At 67.3% G+C, this 12,953-nt stretch carries 15 protein-coding genes and 2 tRNA genes; 7 read left to right on the top strand and 10 right to left on the bottom strand.

The genetic code is table 11. The annotated features are described in order from the left end of the window. Position 1 precedes the first annotated feature (1 nt). The 3 genes from pstA to ACQ4LY_RS10680 all read left to right on the top strand — a co-directional run bounded on the left by pstA (position 2) and on the right by ACQ4LY_RS10680 (position 3,001). Positions 2–1,117 (top strand): phosphate ABC transporter permease PstA, encoded by a 1,116-nt coding sequence (gene pstA, locus ACQ4LY_RS10690; RefSeq protein WP_431071297.1) that lies wholly within the window; start codon positions 2–4, stop codon positions 1,115–1,117. A 35-nt stretch (positions 1,118–1,152) separates the two neighbouring features. Beyond that, positions 1,153–1,932, top strand: a complete 780-nt coding sequence (gene pstB, locus ACQ4LY_RS10685) for a phosphate ABC transporter ATP-binding protein PstB (protein WP_056312627.1) — start codon at positions 1,153–1,155, stop codon at positions 1,930–1,932. Positions 1,933–2,239: 307 nt separating this feature from the next. After that, on the top strand, positions 2,240–3,001 hold the full coding sequence (locus ACQ4LY_RS10680; RefSeq protein WP_431071294.1) for a DUF559 domain-containing protein: 762 nt from the start codon (positions 2,240–2,242) through the stop codon (positions 2,999–3,001). A gap of 105 nt (positions 3,002–3,106) precedes the next feature. On the opposite strand, the gene ACQ4LY_RS10675 is transcribed toward ACQ4LY_RS10680, so the two are convergent. The 4 genes from ACQ4LY_RS10675 to sigK form a co-directional block, all read right to left on the bottom strand. Then, a complete protein-coding gene (locus ACQ4LY_RS10675; protein WP_431071292.1) occupies positions 3,107–3,991 on the bottom strand; it encodes an aminodeoxychorismate lyase in 885 nt (294 codons plus the stop codon). 191 nt (positions 3,992–4,182) lie between these two features. Further along, positions 4,183–4,812: a DNA-directed RNA polymerase subunit beta gene (locus tag ACQ4LY_RS10670; protein ID WP_431071290.1), complete on the bottom strand. Its 630-nt coding sequence runs from the start codon at positions 4,810–4,812 to the stop codon at positions 4,183–4,185. A 70-nt stretch (positions 4,813–4,882) separates the two neighbouring features. Beyond that, entirely contained in the window at positions 4,883–5,686 is an 804-nt protein-coding gene (locus ACQ4LY_RS10665) for an anti-sigma factor domain-containing protein (protein ID WP_431071288.1), read from the bottom strand. Further along, positions 5,683–6,282 carry an ECF RNA polymerase sigma factor SigK gene (gene sigK / locus ACQ4LY_RS10660; protein ID WP_200934819.1) on the bottom strand — a complete coding sequence of 200 codons (600 nt, stop codon included), beginning with the start codon at positions 6,280–6,282 and terminating at the stop codon, positions 5,683–5,685. The genes ACQ4LY_RS10665 and sigK overlap by 4 nt, the downstream gene beginning before the upstream one ends. Positions 6,283–6,505: 223 nt before the next feature. Here sigK and ACQ4LY_RS10655 point away from each other — a divergent pair, with 223 nt between their 5' ends. The 3 genes from ACQ4LY_RS10655 (at position 6,506) to ACQ4LY_RS10645 (ending at position 8,025) form a co-directional block, all read left to right on the top strand. Continuing rightward, positions 6,506–7,162, top strand: a complete 657-nt coding sequence (locus ACQ4LY_RS10655) for a fasciclin domain-containing protein (RefSeq protein WP_431071286.1) — start codon at positions 6,506–6,508, stop codon at positions 7,160–7,162. Between the two features lie 130 nt (positions 7,163–7,292). Then, positions 7,293–7,365: transfer RNA gene (locus ACQ4LY_RS10650), tRNA-Lys, on the top strand. 111 nt (positions 7,366–7,476) lie between these two features. Further along, complete coding sequence (locus ACQ4LY_RS10645; RefSeq protein ID WP_056312639.1) at positions 7,477–8,025, top strand: type 1 glutamine amidotransferase domain-containing protein; 549 nt, start codon at positions 7,477–7,479, stop codon at positions 8,023–8,025. 28 nt (positions 8,026–8,053) lie between these two features. Here ACQ4LY_RS10645 and ACQ4LY_RS10640 read toward each other — a convergent pair whose 3' ends face one another. Then, complete coding sequence (locus tag ACQ4LY_RS10640; protein ID WP_431071283.1) at positions 8,054–8,575, bottom strand: CGNR zinc finger domain-containing protein; 522 nt, start codon at positions 8,573–8,575, stop codon at positions 8,054–8,056. A 25-nt stretch (positions 8,576–8,600) separates the two neighbouring features. On the opposite strand from ACQ4LY_RS10640, the gene ACQ4LY_RS10635 reads away from it, so the two are divergent. Next, positions 8,601–8,801: a hypothetical protein gene (locus ACQ4LY_RS10635; RefSeq protein ID WP_431071282.1), complete on the top strand. Its 201-nt coding sequence runs from the start codon at positions 8,601–8,603 to the stop codon at positions 8,799–8,801. A gap of 8 nt (positions 8,802–8,809) precedes the next feature. Here ACQ4LY_RS10635 and ACQ4LY_RS10630 read toward each other — a convergent pair whose 3' ends face one another. The 5 genes from ACQ4LY_RS10630 to ACQ4LY_RS10610 all read right to left on the bottom strand — a co-directional run bounded on the left by ACQ4LY_RS10630 (position 8,810) and on the right by ACQ4LY_RS10610 (position 12,886). Then, entirely contained in the window at positions 8,810–9,337 is a 528-nt protein-coding gene (locus ACQ4LY_RS10630) for a DUF1697 domain-containing protein (protein ID WP_431071280.1), read from the bottom strand. Then, entirely contained in the window at positions 9,334–9,915 is a 582-nt protein-coding gene (locus ACQ4LY_RS10625) for an isochorismatase family protein (protein WP_431071278.1), read from the bottom strand. Before ACQ4LY_RS10625 ends, ACQ4LY_RS10630 begins: the two co-directional genes overlap by 4 nt. Positions 9,916–10,048: 133 nt before the next feature. Next, a tRNA-Thr gene (locus tag ACQ4LY_RS10620) sits at positions 10,049–10,124 on the bottom strand. Positions 10,125–10,175: 51 nt separating this feature from the next. Then, positions 10,176–11,732 carry an alpha/beta hydrolase gene (locus ACQ4LY_RS10615; protein WP_431071276.1) on the bottom strand — a complete coding sequence of 519 codons (1,557 nt, stop codon included), beginning with the start codon at positions 11,730–11,732 and terminating at the stop codon, positions 10,176–10,178. Continuing rightward, on the bottom strand, positions 11,729–12,886 hold the full coding sequence (locus tag ACQ4LY_RS10610; RefSeq protein ID WP_431071274.1) for a DNA polymerase III subunit delta': 1,158 nt from the start codon (positions 12,884–12,886) through the stop codon (positions 11,729–11,731). The genes ACQ4LY_RS10615 and ACQ4LY_RS10610 overlap by 4 nt, the downstream gene beginning before the upstream one ends. Between the last annotated feature and the right edge of the window lie 67 nt (positions 12,887–12,953).

The raw sequence follows: 12,953 nt of genomic DNA, 5'->3' as shown, positions 1-12,953 counted from the left end.
CATGACCGCCACACTCACGCCCTCCCCCGCCCCCGCACCCTCGTCGATCGTCGCCCCCGTGCACACCACCTCGGCGGGCCACCTGCCCAAGTGGGCGCCGTGGGCGCTGCTGCTGGTCGCGTTCGTCATCTCTGCGACGATCTTCGCGTTCATGAACGCCGGCGGCGACCCGGCCGACTTCAACATCGCGCTCACGCTCGTGGTCGGCCTCGTGTTCTACATGGTGCTCATCTTCGTGATCTCCACTGTGGTCGAGAGCCGCCGGCACGCGATCGACCGGCTCATGACCGCACTCGTGTCCGGCGCCTTCGTGGTCGCGCTCCTCCCCCTCATCTCGCTGCTCTACACCGTGGTCGTCAACGGCCTCATGCGGTTCGACGGCGAGTTCTTCAGCTTCTCGATGCGCAACATCGTGGGCGAGGGCGGCGGCGCCGTGCACGCGATCTGGGGCACGCTCCTGATCACCCTCGGCGCGACGATCATCTCGGTGCCGATCGGTCTGATGACCTCGATCTACCTCGTCGAGTACGGCGAGGGTCGCAGGCTCGCCCGCGGCATCACGTTCCTCGTCGACGTCATGACAGGCATCCCGTCGATCGTCGCCGGTCTGTTCATCTACTCGGTGTTCGCGTTGATCGTCGGTCCCGGAACCCGGATGGGCATCATGGGATCCCTGGCGCTCTCGGTGCTGATGATCCCGGTCGTCGTGCGCGGATCCGAGGAGCTGCTGCGCATCGTCCCGAACGAGCTCCGCGAAGCGGCCTACGCGCTCGGCGTGCCGAAGTGGCTGACGATCATCAAGGTCGTGCTCCCGACCGCCATCGCCGGCATCCTGACCAGCATCATGCTGGCCATCTCCCGCGTGATCGGCGAGACCGCGCCGCTGCTGCTCACCGTGGGAGTCGTCCAGGGCATGAACCTGAACATGTTCGGCGGGCAGATGGCGACGCTACCCGTGTTCTCGTACATGCAGGCGAAGTACCCCGGCATCCCCGTCGATGCCTATCTCGACCGGGCATGGGCCGCCGCCCTCACCCTGATCGTGATCGTGATGGTGCTGAACCTGGTGGCACGCATCATCGCCAAGGTGTTCGCCCCGAAGATCAACGGCCGCTGAGCCGTCATACCCGACTGAACCAAAGGATCCCTCTCGTGTCCAAGAGCATCGAAGTCAACGACCTCAACGTCTACTACAGCGACTTCCTCGCCGTCGAAGGCGTCAGCATCGACATCAAGCCCAACACCGTCACGGCGTTCATCGGCCCGTCGGGCTGCGGCAAGTCCACGTTCCTGCGAACCCTCAACCGCATGCACGAGGTCATCCCCGGCGCCCGCGTCGAGGGAGAGGTGCTGATCGACGGCAAGAACCTCTACGGCGCAGGCGTCGACCCCGTGCTCGTTCGCCGCCAGGTCGGCATGGTCTTCCAGCGCCCGAACCCGTTCCCCACAATGTCGATCAAGGAGAACGTGCTCGCCGGCGTCAAGCTGAACAACACGCGCATGGCGAAGAGCGACCAGGATGCCCTGGTCGAGAAGTCGCTGCGCGGCGCCAATCTCTGGAACGAGGTCAAGGACCGCCTCGACCGCCCCGGCTCCGGCCTCTCGGGCGGACAGCAGCAGCGTCTGTGCATCGCGCGTGCCATCGCCGTCTCACCCGACGTGATCCTCATGGACGAGCCGTGCTCGGCGCTCGACCCGATCTCGACCTTCGCGATCGAGGAGCTCATCGCCGAGATCAAGACCCAGTACACGGTGGTCATCGTGACGCACAACATGCAGCAGGCCAGCCGTGTCTCCGACAAGACGGCGTTCTTCAACATCGCAGGCACCGGCAAGCCCGGCAAGCTCATCGAGTACGACGACACCCGCACGATGTTCACCACCCCGTCCGTGCAGGCCACCGAGGACTACGTCTCGGGTCGCTTCGGATAAGCATCCGCTCATCGCGACTGCTCCTCCCTCCTGCCCTGGAAAACCCAGACCATCGCGTCCCGGGCCGCGTGTCGACTCCTCGGCGCGCGGCCCGGGAGACCGAGAGTCTGGGTTTTCCCGTCTATGACCGGGCCTGCACTTCTGGGGGGCCGGATGCGCTGCGCACAGAACATGGGAGAACACAGGATTTCTCAGGTCGGTGACGACGGCGATCACCCATCGTCTTCGGATGACGTTCACCCGAGCGGGCTCCGCTCTCCGCACAATCGGCCGCATGGCCCGCACCTCTGAACTGAAACGTCTGGGGGTGACCGAGTCCGAACTCACCAGGGCCGTGAGATCGGGGGAGGTGGTCCGGCCACGCCAAGGCGTGTACGCGCTCGCTGATGCTCAGGACGGCATCGTCCACGCAGCCTCGCACGGCGGCACGGTCGGATGCTGCTCCGCGGGACTCCTGCATGGTCTCTGGATCCTCGAGACACCGCCGAAATGCCATGTCTGGATGGGCACGGCCGGAACACCGCGCTCCTCCTGCGAGGACTGCCGCATCCATTGGGACGAGGGAAAGGTCACCGTAGGCGCGCCACCGCCGGTCCGGAACGTACTTCTGCAGATCTCGCAGTGCGCGACGGAGGACACGTTCTTCGCAGCATTGGAATCGGCGCTGCGGCAGTCGCTGCTTCGAGCCACGGATCTGACGTGGCTCGTGGCGCATCTGCCGGTCGCGATGAGGTGGCTCGTCGCATTCGCACGAGCGGATGCCGACAGCGGCCTCGAGTCGCTCCTCCGTCTCCGGCTGTACCGGCTCGGCATAGAAGCCCGGCCTCAGGTGTGGATCGCCGGCGTGGGAGAGGTGGACTTCGTCGTCGGGGCGCGCCTGATCATCGAAGCCGATGGACGCGCGAACCACGACGGCGAGGATCTGAGGGCGAAGGACCTTCAGCGAGACGCAGCCGCCGCCGCACTGGGATATCAGACCCTGCGTTTCACCTACGCGATGATCGTGCACGATTGGCAGACGGTTGTCGATGCGATCCACGGTGCGCTGCTCCAGGACGAGGACCGATGAGAGGGGATTCTCAGAGCGATGGCCGACACCCCGGCGTGTCGTCCGGCGCCACACCGCTGAGGACGCAGACCACCTGCGGTTTCCGAAGGGCGATCGCCACGAAGGTCAGTCGCGGGGCGAGAGCAGGTAGCGGTTCAGCTCGGCGGTGAGGGCGTGGTCTACGGGCAGGTCGACCCCGTCGACGGCGGTGATCGGGGCGGCGAGCCGGACGCTCGAGACCAGCCAGGCGGCATCCGCGCGGGGAAGGTCGGATGCGGGAACCTGCCCGTACTCTGCCGTGAGACCGCGGCCCGCGAGGTACTCGTAGACGCTGAGCTGGGTCGTGCCGTGCAGGATGCCGCCGTTGGGCGCCGGTGTGACGAATCGACCGCCGATGCGGAGGATCAACGAGGCGGTCGGCGCCTCGAGCACGAAGCCGTCGCGAGAGAGGAAGATCGCGTCGTCGGCGCCTCGCCGGTGCGCTTCGCGCAGCGCCGCCATGTTCACCGCATACGAGAGGGTCTTGGCGCCGAGCAGCAACCACGGCGCGTTCTCGGCGACGTCGAGGTCGTAGCCGCGGTCGAGCGTGACGACGCGGATCCCGCGCTCGCGCACTTCGGAGAAGTCGGATGCCGGTGCAGCCGTGACCCATGCGGTCGGCGTCGGACCGTGCTCGACGCCTCGACTGAGGATGAGTTTGATGACGTACTCGCCCTGCTCGCAGTGGGCGGCCGCCCGCTCGACCGCTTGACGCCACTGGGCTTGATTCGGAAGCGGCAGGTCGCAGAGCTGCGCGGAGTGCGCAAGCCGCTCGAGATGAGGCACGACCTCCTGCGCATGCCCGTCGACGACGCCGATCGACTCGAAGACGCCGTCGCCGCGCTGGGTGCTCAGCTCCCCCACGCTCAGCGCGGGAGCCGCCGCGTCGACGAGCGTGAAGGTGTCCGCGAAGTCGGAGCGGTCCGCGTCCGCAGCAGCCGGATCGATCATCAGAGCAAAGCGCCGGGTCATGCTCCGAGCCTAGACTCCCGGGAATAGCCGCCGCGCGATCTTGTTACAATGGAGTGGCCGGGCCGCATAACCCCGGGCTCCAATTTTTGCCGCTGCGAGCGGCCTTCCGCCGAGAGGCGTTCTTGCGGCCCGGTCTTTTCATGTCCGGGGCCCGAATCTCGCCGGACGGCGTCACGCTCGCCCTGCACCGCTCAGGACAGTGCGTCCGTCCGCCACAGCACCGCAGAGGCCGACAGGTCCTGCGCGTAGCTGCTTAATCGCAGCGCCCTGGTGGTGAGTTCGCTCGCACGGGTGGGCTCGGTCGGCTCGTAGTCGTCGGCCGTGTGAGTCGCACCGGATGCCTGCACGCGACAGAACGCGGCAGCCCGATCGAGTGCCACGGCGAAGTCGCCGCGGAAGGCGCCGCGCAGGATCGTGTCGATGAGTGCGACGAGCTCGTCGGGATTGGCGGGCACCGGGGCTCCCGCGATCACCGTGTCCACCGAGGAGAGCTCCACGCGTCCCCGCTCGTAGAGCAGCGCAGCGGTGTGCGGGTCGCCGTGGATCGCGAGCTGCAGGATGTACAGGCACCACAACGCGCCGGGAAGAGTGCGCGACGGCGCCTTGGACCACAGCTCGGCGATCTCGTCGATCCCGTGCTCGTCGGTGAACGCGACGAGGCGATCGGCGCTCACTCCGCTCTCGTCCGCACGCACACGGGCCAGCAGAGCGGATGCGGTCGCATGCGCGATCCGCGTCTCCTCCGCCGGATCATAGCTGCCGACGATGTTGTCGAAGGCGCTGGTGGGCCGGCGGACCGGCCGGGAGAACTGCTCAGGCATCAGTCCAGGGTACGCGCCATCCGCGACGTCAGGCGCGCGAGGCCGGGTTGCCGGGATCGGGCGCCCGGTGTCACGCGGTGGGGATCACGACGACGGGGTCGGACGTCGGGGCTCCCGAGGGCGAGCCTCCCGCCTGCTCCACCGTCACGGCGATCACGTCGCCCGCGTGCATGTCCCCGGCGAGCACCGCTGTCGCGTCTCCGCCGTCGGCCGCGAACACACCGGCCGAGACCGGGGTGTCGCCGCGGACGTACCAGAGTTCATAGGTCTCGTCTTCGGAGAGCGCCGGGATGCCGTCGGTCACGAGCACGGACTTGCCGAGCGACGCAGACCAGTGGGCGGTCGCCGTGCCGCCGCTCTCGAGCGAGACGCTGGCCTGCTGCGCGTCACCGGCGGCCTGGATGTCCTCCAGGGCGACGACGCTCGCTGGGCGGTTCAGATACGTGTTGATCGCGGCTGCGCCGACACCCACGCCGACGAGGAGTGCGAGGCACGCGGCGAGCGCGAAGAGGATGCGCAGGCGACGGACCGGGGCCTTGGGAGTCGATTCCCCACCGAGCGGGGTCTGCGCGGCAGCAGCATCCGCATCCGCGTTCTCCTCCGGCACGGCGTCGGGCACGGAGGCGGTGTGGATGACGTCGCCGACCTGCGGGGTCACGGCGATGCGAGCGAGCAGCGCTGCGCGGATCTCGGGCGCGGGAACCGACGGAGCCACCCCGGTGGAGAGGAGCGACGCACTGTCGGCATCCTCATCGGCGATGCGCTGCCATTCGGGGTGCGCGGCGAGCGCCGCGTGATATCGCTGCTGGTCATCGGGCGACAGCGCATCGAGTGCCGCTCCTGCCGCGAGTTCCGCGAATTCCTGCTCGTTCATGCCGTCACCCCCATAGCTGTCCTCAGGCGCGAGAGCCCATCCCGCATCCGTGTCTTGATCGTCCCCAAGGGTGCCCCCACGAGCACCGCGACTTCATTTTGACTGTATCCGCCGTAGTAGGCCAGTACGAGAGCCTCGCGCTGCGCCTCGGGGAGGCCTGAGAGAGCGTGAACGACCTTCTCGCCTTCGATGCCCAGCTCCACCGTTTCCGCGACACTGTCGTGCGCGACCCCGATATCCCTGAACCCGGCCCGTACATCCCTGTCCGCGCTGGACTGGGATGCCCGTACCCGGTCGACCGCACGACGGTGCGCGATCGTCATCACCCAGGTTCTTCCCTGTCCCTTGTTCGGAGCGAACTTGGAAGCGGATTGCCAGATCTCCAGAAATACTTCCTGGAGCACCTCTTCACTCTGAGAGCGGTTCACGAGCACACGGAGGATGAGGCCGAAGACCCTGGAGGAGAGCGAGTCGTAGAGCTCGGCGAACGCGCGCTGGTCACCGTCGCCGATGCGAACGAGCAGGTCAGCGACAGCATCCTTTGCCGTACCGTCTTCGGGTACGTCCATCCCATCGATGACCATCTCTACCAGCATGCCGCATCCACATTGCTTTCCCGTGCAGCCGCCCCCCGAAAGTGACGGAATCGAGTCCTCTTATGTGCTGTTCGTCGAAAGCTGTTCGCGGCGGCCCTCGAAACGGATTGGATCGGACCACTCCGGAAAAACTTTCGCACTTTCTCCCATCCGATCTCCGAGGGGCTCCGAACAGCTGTCAACGCCGCGGAGAGGCCGTGGCGAAGTTCTGAAGGAGCTCGAGATGTTCAGCACCAAGAAGAAGGTCACCGCAGCGATCACCCTCGGCCTTGCGAGCGCATTCCTGCTCTCCGCATGTTCCATGGGCGGAACCACGGACGAGCCGGCAGAGTCGACGGCACCGGAGTCCTCCGAGACCACGGCCCCCGAGACGATGGACCCGGCCGCGGATCTGGTCGGCCCGGGATGCGCCGCATACGCAGAGGCAGTGCCGGACGGCGCAGGATCGGTCGAGGGCATGTCTCTTGACCCGGTCGCCACCGCAGCATCGAACAACCCGCTGCTCACCACCCTGGTCGCCGCAGTCAGCGGTCAGCTCAACCCGGACGTCGACCTCGTCGACACGCTGAACGGCGACGAGTTCACCGTCTTCGCACCTGTCGACGATGCCTTCGCGAAGATCGACCCCGCCACCATCGAGGCTCTCAAGACCGACAGCGCCACGCTGAGCTCGATCCTGACGTACCACGTGGTCCCCGGCCAGATCGCTCCCTCGGACATCGATGGCATGCACGCCACCGTTCAGGGTGCTGACCTCGAGGTCACCGGCAGCGGCGACTCGCTGATGGTCAACGACGCGAACGTCATCTGCGGTGGCGTCAAGACCGCCAACGCCACCGTGTACCTGATCGACTCGGTGCTGATGCCCCCGGCTGAGTAAGCCATGGGATGCCGAGGCAGGACTCGGCACACACCATCTCGCCACTCAGGGGGAGGACGGTGAGATGGAGAAGGAGCCGCTGGCGATACGTCGTCAGCGGCTCCTTCTTTGCGCCCTAGACTGGAGGGGCGGGCCTCTAGCTCAGTTGGCAGAGCATCGGACTTTTAATCCGCGGGTCGTGGGTTCGAGCCCCACGGGGCCCACCGTTATCACCGCAGCGTCCATCCGGCCACCCCCTTCACGGCGGTCGCCGCGTGCGAGAGTGTCGAGTCATCCCCACCGGGACCACCTCCACCTCCACGAAAGGACGCATCATGGCGACTCTCACCGACAACCGAGTGGCATTCCTGGCCACGGACGGATTCGAGGACAGCGAGCTGACCAGTCCGTGGGAAGCGGTGCAGGGCGAGGGCGCGAGCGCCACGCTCATCGCACCAGAGGGACTGCAGATCACCGGCAAGAACGGTCACGTCCAGCATGTAGATCTCACGTCGGATGCCGCGACGGCCGACGAGTTCGACGCGCTCGTGCTTCCGGGGGGCGTGGTGAACGCCGATCACCTGCGGCTCGACAAGCCATCGATCGAACTCGCCCGCTCGTTCTTCGAGCAGCACAAGCCCGTGGCCGTCATCTGCCACGGCGCCTGGATCCTGATCGAGGCCGGCGTCGTCGACGGACGCACCCTCACGAGCTACCCGAGTCTCGCGACCGACCTGCGCAACGCCGGAGCGACGTGGGTCGATGAAGAGGTCGTGGTCGACGAGGGTCTGGTCTCGAGCCGCACCCCCGACGATCTGCCCGCGTTCAACGCCAAGCTGATCGAAGAGGTCGCCGAAGGGCGGCACGCCGAGCAGACCGCGTGATCTGATCCGCGCATCCGGCGGTCCGGTGTCAGGCGCCTGCGCGCGCCCTGTGACGCCGGACCGCCGCTCTGTTCGCACAGCGCACCGAGCAGAAGCGCTGTCTGCCGTTTCGCGTCACGTCCACGACGACGTTCGTGCAGGGCGAGGCCTCGCAGCGTCCGAGGCGATCCATGCCTCGCGTGACGAGGTGCAGCGACGTGCCGACTGCGAAGATCGCCCGGAGCACGTACGGCAGTGACTGCACGTCGTCTCGGTAGTGCAGGTGCCATCCCTCACCGTCGTGATTCGTGAGGCGTGGATAGGCCGCGGCCTTCGCCATCTGCGCATTGAGCACTTCGGCTCTGGCCGCGGGATCCCGCTCGTCGACGATCCGCAACCAGTCGTCGACGACTCCACGGACGCGTTCATGGTCGTCGGGCGCAGGCGGGAACGTCATCGTCATGCCCATCTCGAGCGTTCTCTGCTCGATTCCGGCGCGATCGGCAGGAAAGTCGTCGGCGAGCGATGCGGCCAGCAGCACCGCATACTCTCCGTAAGGGTTGAGATGCATAAGGCCATTACATCACGCTGGATGCATGACCTCACTGCACACTCTTCCGATCCCCCGCCAGAGCGCCCCCGCGCACGAGCACTCCTGGCTCGTCGACTCGCGACATCCGACCAGTGAGGGCGTCGTCCTCTACGTGCGGTGCGGCGGATGCGGGATGCACAGAGTCGATCTGCAGGCTCACCCTCAGATGCCGCCGGCTGCGCTCAGTCGCGAGACCTCGGGCTGAGCCGACGCTCATGCCGTCAGCTCGGCGAGCTTTCTGACCGTGCGGAGGTTGCGCGCGGTGCCGGCGACACCGAGGGCACGGTCGAGGACGGCCTTGGTGAGCTTCGTGCTGTGCACGCCGGTCTCGGCGTAGTCGATCCACAGGTCGTCGCCGACGAGCGCGATCCGCTCCCCCGGTACGAGACGCTGCTGCAGCACCTCGACAGCCCCGGGGGCTGCCGGAGCCTCGAGGAACATCGCGTGCAGCAGCTTCTCCGTCGATCCGCTGAAGGGGTGCGCCTGCAGAGCCTGCACGAGGGCGTCGTGCGTCCGCAGGATCACCGGAGTGTCGACGCCGAACTCGTGAGCGATGAGCGCACGGACCTCCGCACATGCGGATGCCGGATCGTCCGGATGCTCGCACAGGATGTTCCCGCTCGCGATATAGGTCGATACCTCGCCCAGCACGGGGGCCAGCGCCGCACGCAGCTCTGCCATCGGCACACGATTGCGCCCGGAGACGTTGACCGCGCGCAGTAGGAGCACGCTGCGGGTCACGCAGAACCGCTCTCGACCAGCACGGCACCCGCATGGGCGAGCTCGGCGAGTGCAGCCTCACTCGGTGCGGGAGCGACGCCCGCGATCAGGTCGGTGAGGATGCGCACCTGCACGCCGTGCGCGATCGCGTCGAGCGCAGACGCTCGGACGCAGTGGTCGGTGGCTATCCCTGCGACATCCGCAGTGAGTACGCCCGCGCCCGTCAGGATCGCTCCGACGGTGTCGCCCGTCTCGGTCGCTCCCTCGAACATCGAATAGGCAGGCACACCCTGCCCCTTCTGCACGTGGTGTGTGACGGCATCCGTCACCAGCAGCGGGTCGTACTCCGCCCCCGGCGTGCCTGCGACGCAGTGCACCGGCCACGTGTCGACGAAGTCGGGGCTTTCGGCGAAGTGGCCCCCGTTGTCACCCGAGGCGTCGTGCCAGTCCCTCGACGCGACGATCACGTCGTAGTCACCGGCATGCTCCGCGAGGAACTCCGACACAGCGGATGCGACGGCATCGCCGCCGGCTACAGCCAACGCACCACCTTCGGTGAAGTCGTTCTGCACATCGACGATCAGAAGCGCTCTGCTCATGTCTCGAGCGTACGCCGAGAAGGACGCGCTGTGGCTTCGAGCCGGTCGCATGGGGCGGCGACGACGAGGTGTGCACGCGCATCGCGCGGGAAACCAAAAGGCCCTGTGATGTTGTTCACATCACAGGGCCTGCTGGAGCCGCTTGTCAGAATCGAACTGACGACCTTTTCATTACGAGTGAAATGCTCTGCCGACTGAGCTAAAGCGGCGCGATCATCGATATTACCCGTTCCGGGGCCGCACCGCGAATCGAGCCCGACTCACTCGCAGCGAAGGCCGTCCTCGGGCACGACGTCGTCGAGGAGGAAGGCCTCCACAGCACTGTCGACGCACGTGTTCCCCTTGTTGTAGCCGGTGTGTCCTTCACCCACGCGAGTGATCAACACGCCCTCTTCGAGCTGGTCGGCCAGCGACTCGGACCACTCGTACGGCGTGGCCGGGTCATTGGTCGTGCCGACGACCAGGATGGGGCCCGCACCTTCTGCGGCGATCTCGCCGCGTGTGCCGGTGGGCGGGTAGGGCCACACCGAGCACGAGTCGGGACCGTTCCAGTAGGGCGCGACGGTCGGCGCGCCTGCGGCGATCTTCGCCGTGCTGTCTGCTTCGGCCGCCGGGTCGTCCTCGACCGGATAGTCCATGCAGTTGTAGGCGCGGAACGCTTCGCTCGAGTTGTCGAGGTAGCTGCCGTTCTCGCGGCCGTTGTAGAAGTCCGCGAGGAAGAACGCCGTCGTCGGGTCGCCCTGGAGCGCTTCATCGAAGGCCTGCGTCAGGTAGGGCCAGCTGTCGGCCGAGTACAGCGCCGCGATGATGCCGGTCATCAGTGCATCGGCGCCCAGCATGCGTCCGTCGCCGTTCTCGAGCGGCGACGCGTCGACGCTCGCGAGCAGTGCGCCGAGGTCGGCCATCGCCTCGTCGACCGAGCCGTTGAACGGGCACTCACCCGAATCGAGGCAGTCCTGCATGTACGCGCGGAGCGCGGACTCGAAGCCGATCGCCTGAGTTGCTCCGACGTCGAGACCCGAGACCGCCGGGTCGATCGCACCGTCGAGCACGAGACGCCCGGCCTTCTCGGGGTAGAGGTCGGCGTACGTCGCTCCGAGGAAGGTGCCGTACGAGTAGCCGAGGTAGTTCAACTGCTTGTCGCCAAGCACCGCACGGATCAGGTCCATGTCTCGTGCCGCATTGATGGTGGTGATGTACGGCAGGATGCCGCCGCTGTTCGCTTCGCACGCGTCGGCGAACTCCTTGTGCGCCTGAAGCAGCTCGGTCTCCCACTCGGCGCTCCCCCGGGGGGCCGAGGGGATCGTGTACAGGTAGTCGTCCATCCCCGCCGCATCGAAGCAGGTGACGGCGCTCGACTGTCCGACACCGCGCGGGTCGAACCCGATCACGTCGTAGTTCGCGATGAGGTCGGCTCCGACCGCGAAGTCCAGGCTGTCGCGGACCAGCTCGACACCGCTGGCACCGGGGCCTCCCGGGTTCGTCAGCAGCGACCCCTGAGCGGTTCCCTCGGCCTGGTGGCGCACGACCGACAGCGTGATCTCGCCCTCGCCCGGGTTCTCCCAGTCGAGCGGCGCGGTCACGTCGGTGCAGTCGAAGCCCGTGCCGCACTCGGTCCAGCTGAGCGTCTGCCCGTAGAAGGGCAGCAGATCCTCGGCCACGCCTTCGGTGTCCGGCGCGTTGGTCACCGACGGCTTCGGTTCGGCCCCCTCGGGGATCATCGCGTACAGGCAGCCGGAAAGTGCCACGGATGCGGCGGCGAGGCCGGCGATCACCGCCACAGCGCGTCGGATGCGGGAAGTCGGTCGAGTGTTCACGGGGTCCTCCCGCTCGTGACAGTCACGAGCAAGCTCTCGAGCGCGAGCAGCGGTGCGACGTTGCGCTCCAGCGACTGGCGGGTGTCGGCAAGGTGGTCGAGTACGACAAGCGTACGGGTCTCGGGCCAGGCGGCAGCAAGGGCCGCCAGTTCTTCGCGGAGCTCACGGTTGATGAGCTCGCCGTCGCGGCCGAACTGAAGCATGACCACGTCGCGGAAGAGCGACTGCAGGTCGGTCAGCACCCTGTCGATCCCGTCCCGCAGGCTGCGGGTCGCGCGCTTCTTCTGGTCGTCTTCGAGCGCGGAGATCTGGGAACGCAGAGCAGGCGGCACGGCCTGGCCCTCGGCGATGCCGACCGTGCGCAACAGGCTCGCACGCTCGGCCGCATCGCGTTCGGCAGTGAGCGCCTTGGCATCGTCGTTGGCCGCCTGGATGATGCGCCCGGCGACCTCGACCGCGTCGCTGACGCCGCGGACTCCCAACACCGATCGCAGGGTCTCGTCACGACGCCTGCGGGCCGCGTCGTCGGTCGCCAGGCGCTGAGCCATGCCGATGTGACGTTGCGCGTGGCGGGCTGCCTGTTCGGCCACGGTCTCGCCCACACCGGTGCGGAGCGTGATCAGCCGCGCCACGTCGGCGACGTCGGGCTCGCGCAGTCGAAGCGAGCGCACGCGGGAGCGGATCGTGGGCAGCAGATCGGCCTCGCTGGGCGCGCAGAGGATCCAGACGGTCTGCTCGGGCGGTTCCTCGAGTGCTTTCAACAGGACGTTGGAGGTGCGCTCGACCATGCGATCGGCATCTTCGACCACGATCACTCGGTAGCGGCCGGCAGACGGCGCGAAATACGAACGCTCGACGAGAGCGCGGGCCTCGGCGATCGTGATGATGACCTTGTCGGTTCGCAGGGCCGTCACGTCGGGGTGCGTTCCCGCGAGCACCTGACGCATCGCCGCCTCGTCGTCGGGATGGTCGGCGACCAGAGCGGCGGCGAACGCGTGGGCGAGGGTGGAGCGCCCCGAGCCCGGAGGCCCGGTGATCAGCCACGCATGCGACAGAGCAGTCGGATCGGATGCCGCGTTGCGCAGCGTCTCGACGGCGGCGTCCTGCCCCCACACATCGGCCCACGGGAAGGCGGCGGCGACAGTCTGGGGCATGGACTCAGCCTAATCGGGAGCACCGACGTGCGCGGCACCCGCGGAGGATGCGAGACGACTGAGTGGT

Origin of the sequence: Microbacterium phyllosphaerae, from assembly GCF_050628115.1 — a bacterium.
Lineage (GTDB): Bacteria > Actinomycetota > Actinomycetes > Actinomycetales > Microbacteriaceae > Microbacterium > Microbacterium phyllosphaerae_A.
The sequence above is the reverse complement of the archived record's forward strand: the minus strand, read 5'-3'. Positions and strand labels throughout refer to the sequence as shown.

What these genes read in the sequence shown, in the direction of transcription:
- ACQ4LY_RS10655 (WP_431071286.1), top strand. Translation starts at nt 6,506, where the DNA reads ATGTTCAGCACCAAGAAGAAGGTCACCGCAGCGATCACCCTCGGCCTT.
- ACQ4LY_RS10665 (WP_431071288.1), bottom strand. Translation starts at nt 5,686, where the DNA reads ATGAACGAGCAGGAATTCGCGGAACTCGCGGCAGGAGCGGCACTCGAT.
- ACQ4LY_RS10610 (WP_431071274.1), bottom strand. Translation starts at nt 12,886, where the DNA reads ATGCCCCAGACTGTCGCCGCCGCCTTCCCGTGGGCCGATGTGTGGGGG.
- ACQ4LY_RS10670 (WP_431071290.1), bottom strand. Translation starts at nt 4,812, where the DNA reads ATGCCTGAGCAGTTCTCCCGGCCGGTCCGCCGGCCCACCAGCGCCTTC.
- ACQ4LY_RS10675 (WP_431071292.1), bottom strand. Translation starts at nt 3,991, where the DNA reads ATGACCCGGCGCTTTGCTCTGATGATCGATCCGGCTGCTGCGGACGCG.
- ACQ4LY_RS10640 (WP_431071283.1), bottom strand. Translation starts at nt 8,575, where the DNA reads ATGCATCTCAACCCTTACGGAGAGTATGCGGTGCTGCTGGCCGCATCG.
- ACQ4LY_RS10635 (WP_431071282.1), top strand. Translation starts at nt 8,601, where the DNA reads ATGACCTCACTGCACACTCTTCCGATCCCCCGCCAGAGCGCCCCCGCG.
- sigK (WP_200934819.1), bottom strand. Translation starts at nt 6,282, where the DNA reads ATGCTGGTAGAGATGGTCATCGATGGGATGGACGTACCCGAAGACGGT.
- pstA (WP_431071297.1), top strand. Translation starts at nt 2, where the DNA reads ATGACCGCCACACTCACGCCCTCCCCCGCCCCCGCACCCTCGTCGATC.
- ACQ4LY_RS10625 (WP_431071278.1), bottom strand. Translation starts at nt 9,915, where the DNA reads ATGAGCAGAGCGCTTCTGATCGTCGATGTGCAGAACGACTTCACCGAA.
- ACQ4LY_RS10645 (WP_056312639.1), top strand. Translation starts at nt 7,477, where the DNA reads ATGGCGACTCTCACCGACAACCGAGTGGCATTCCTGGCCACGGACGGA.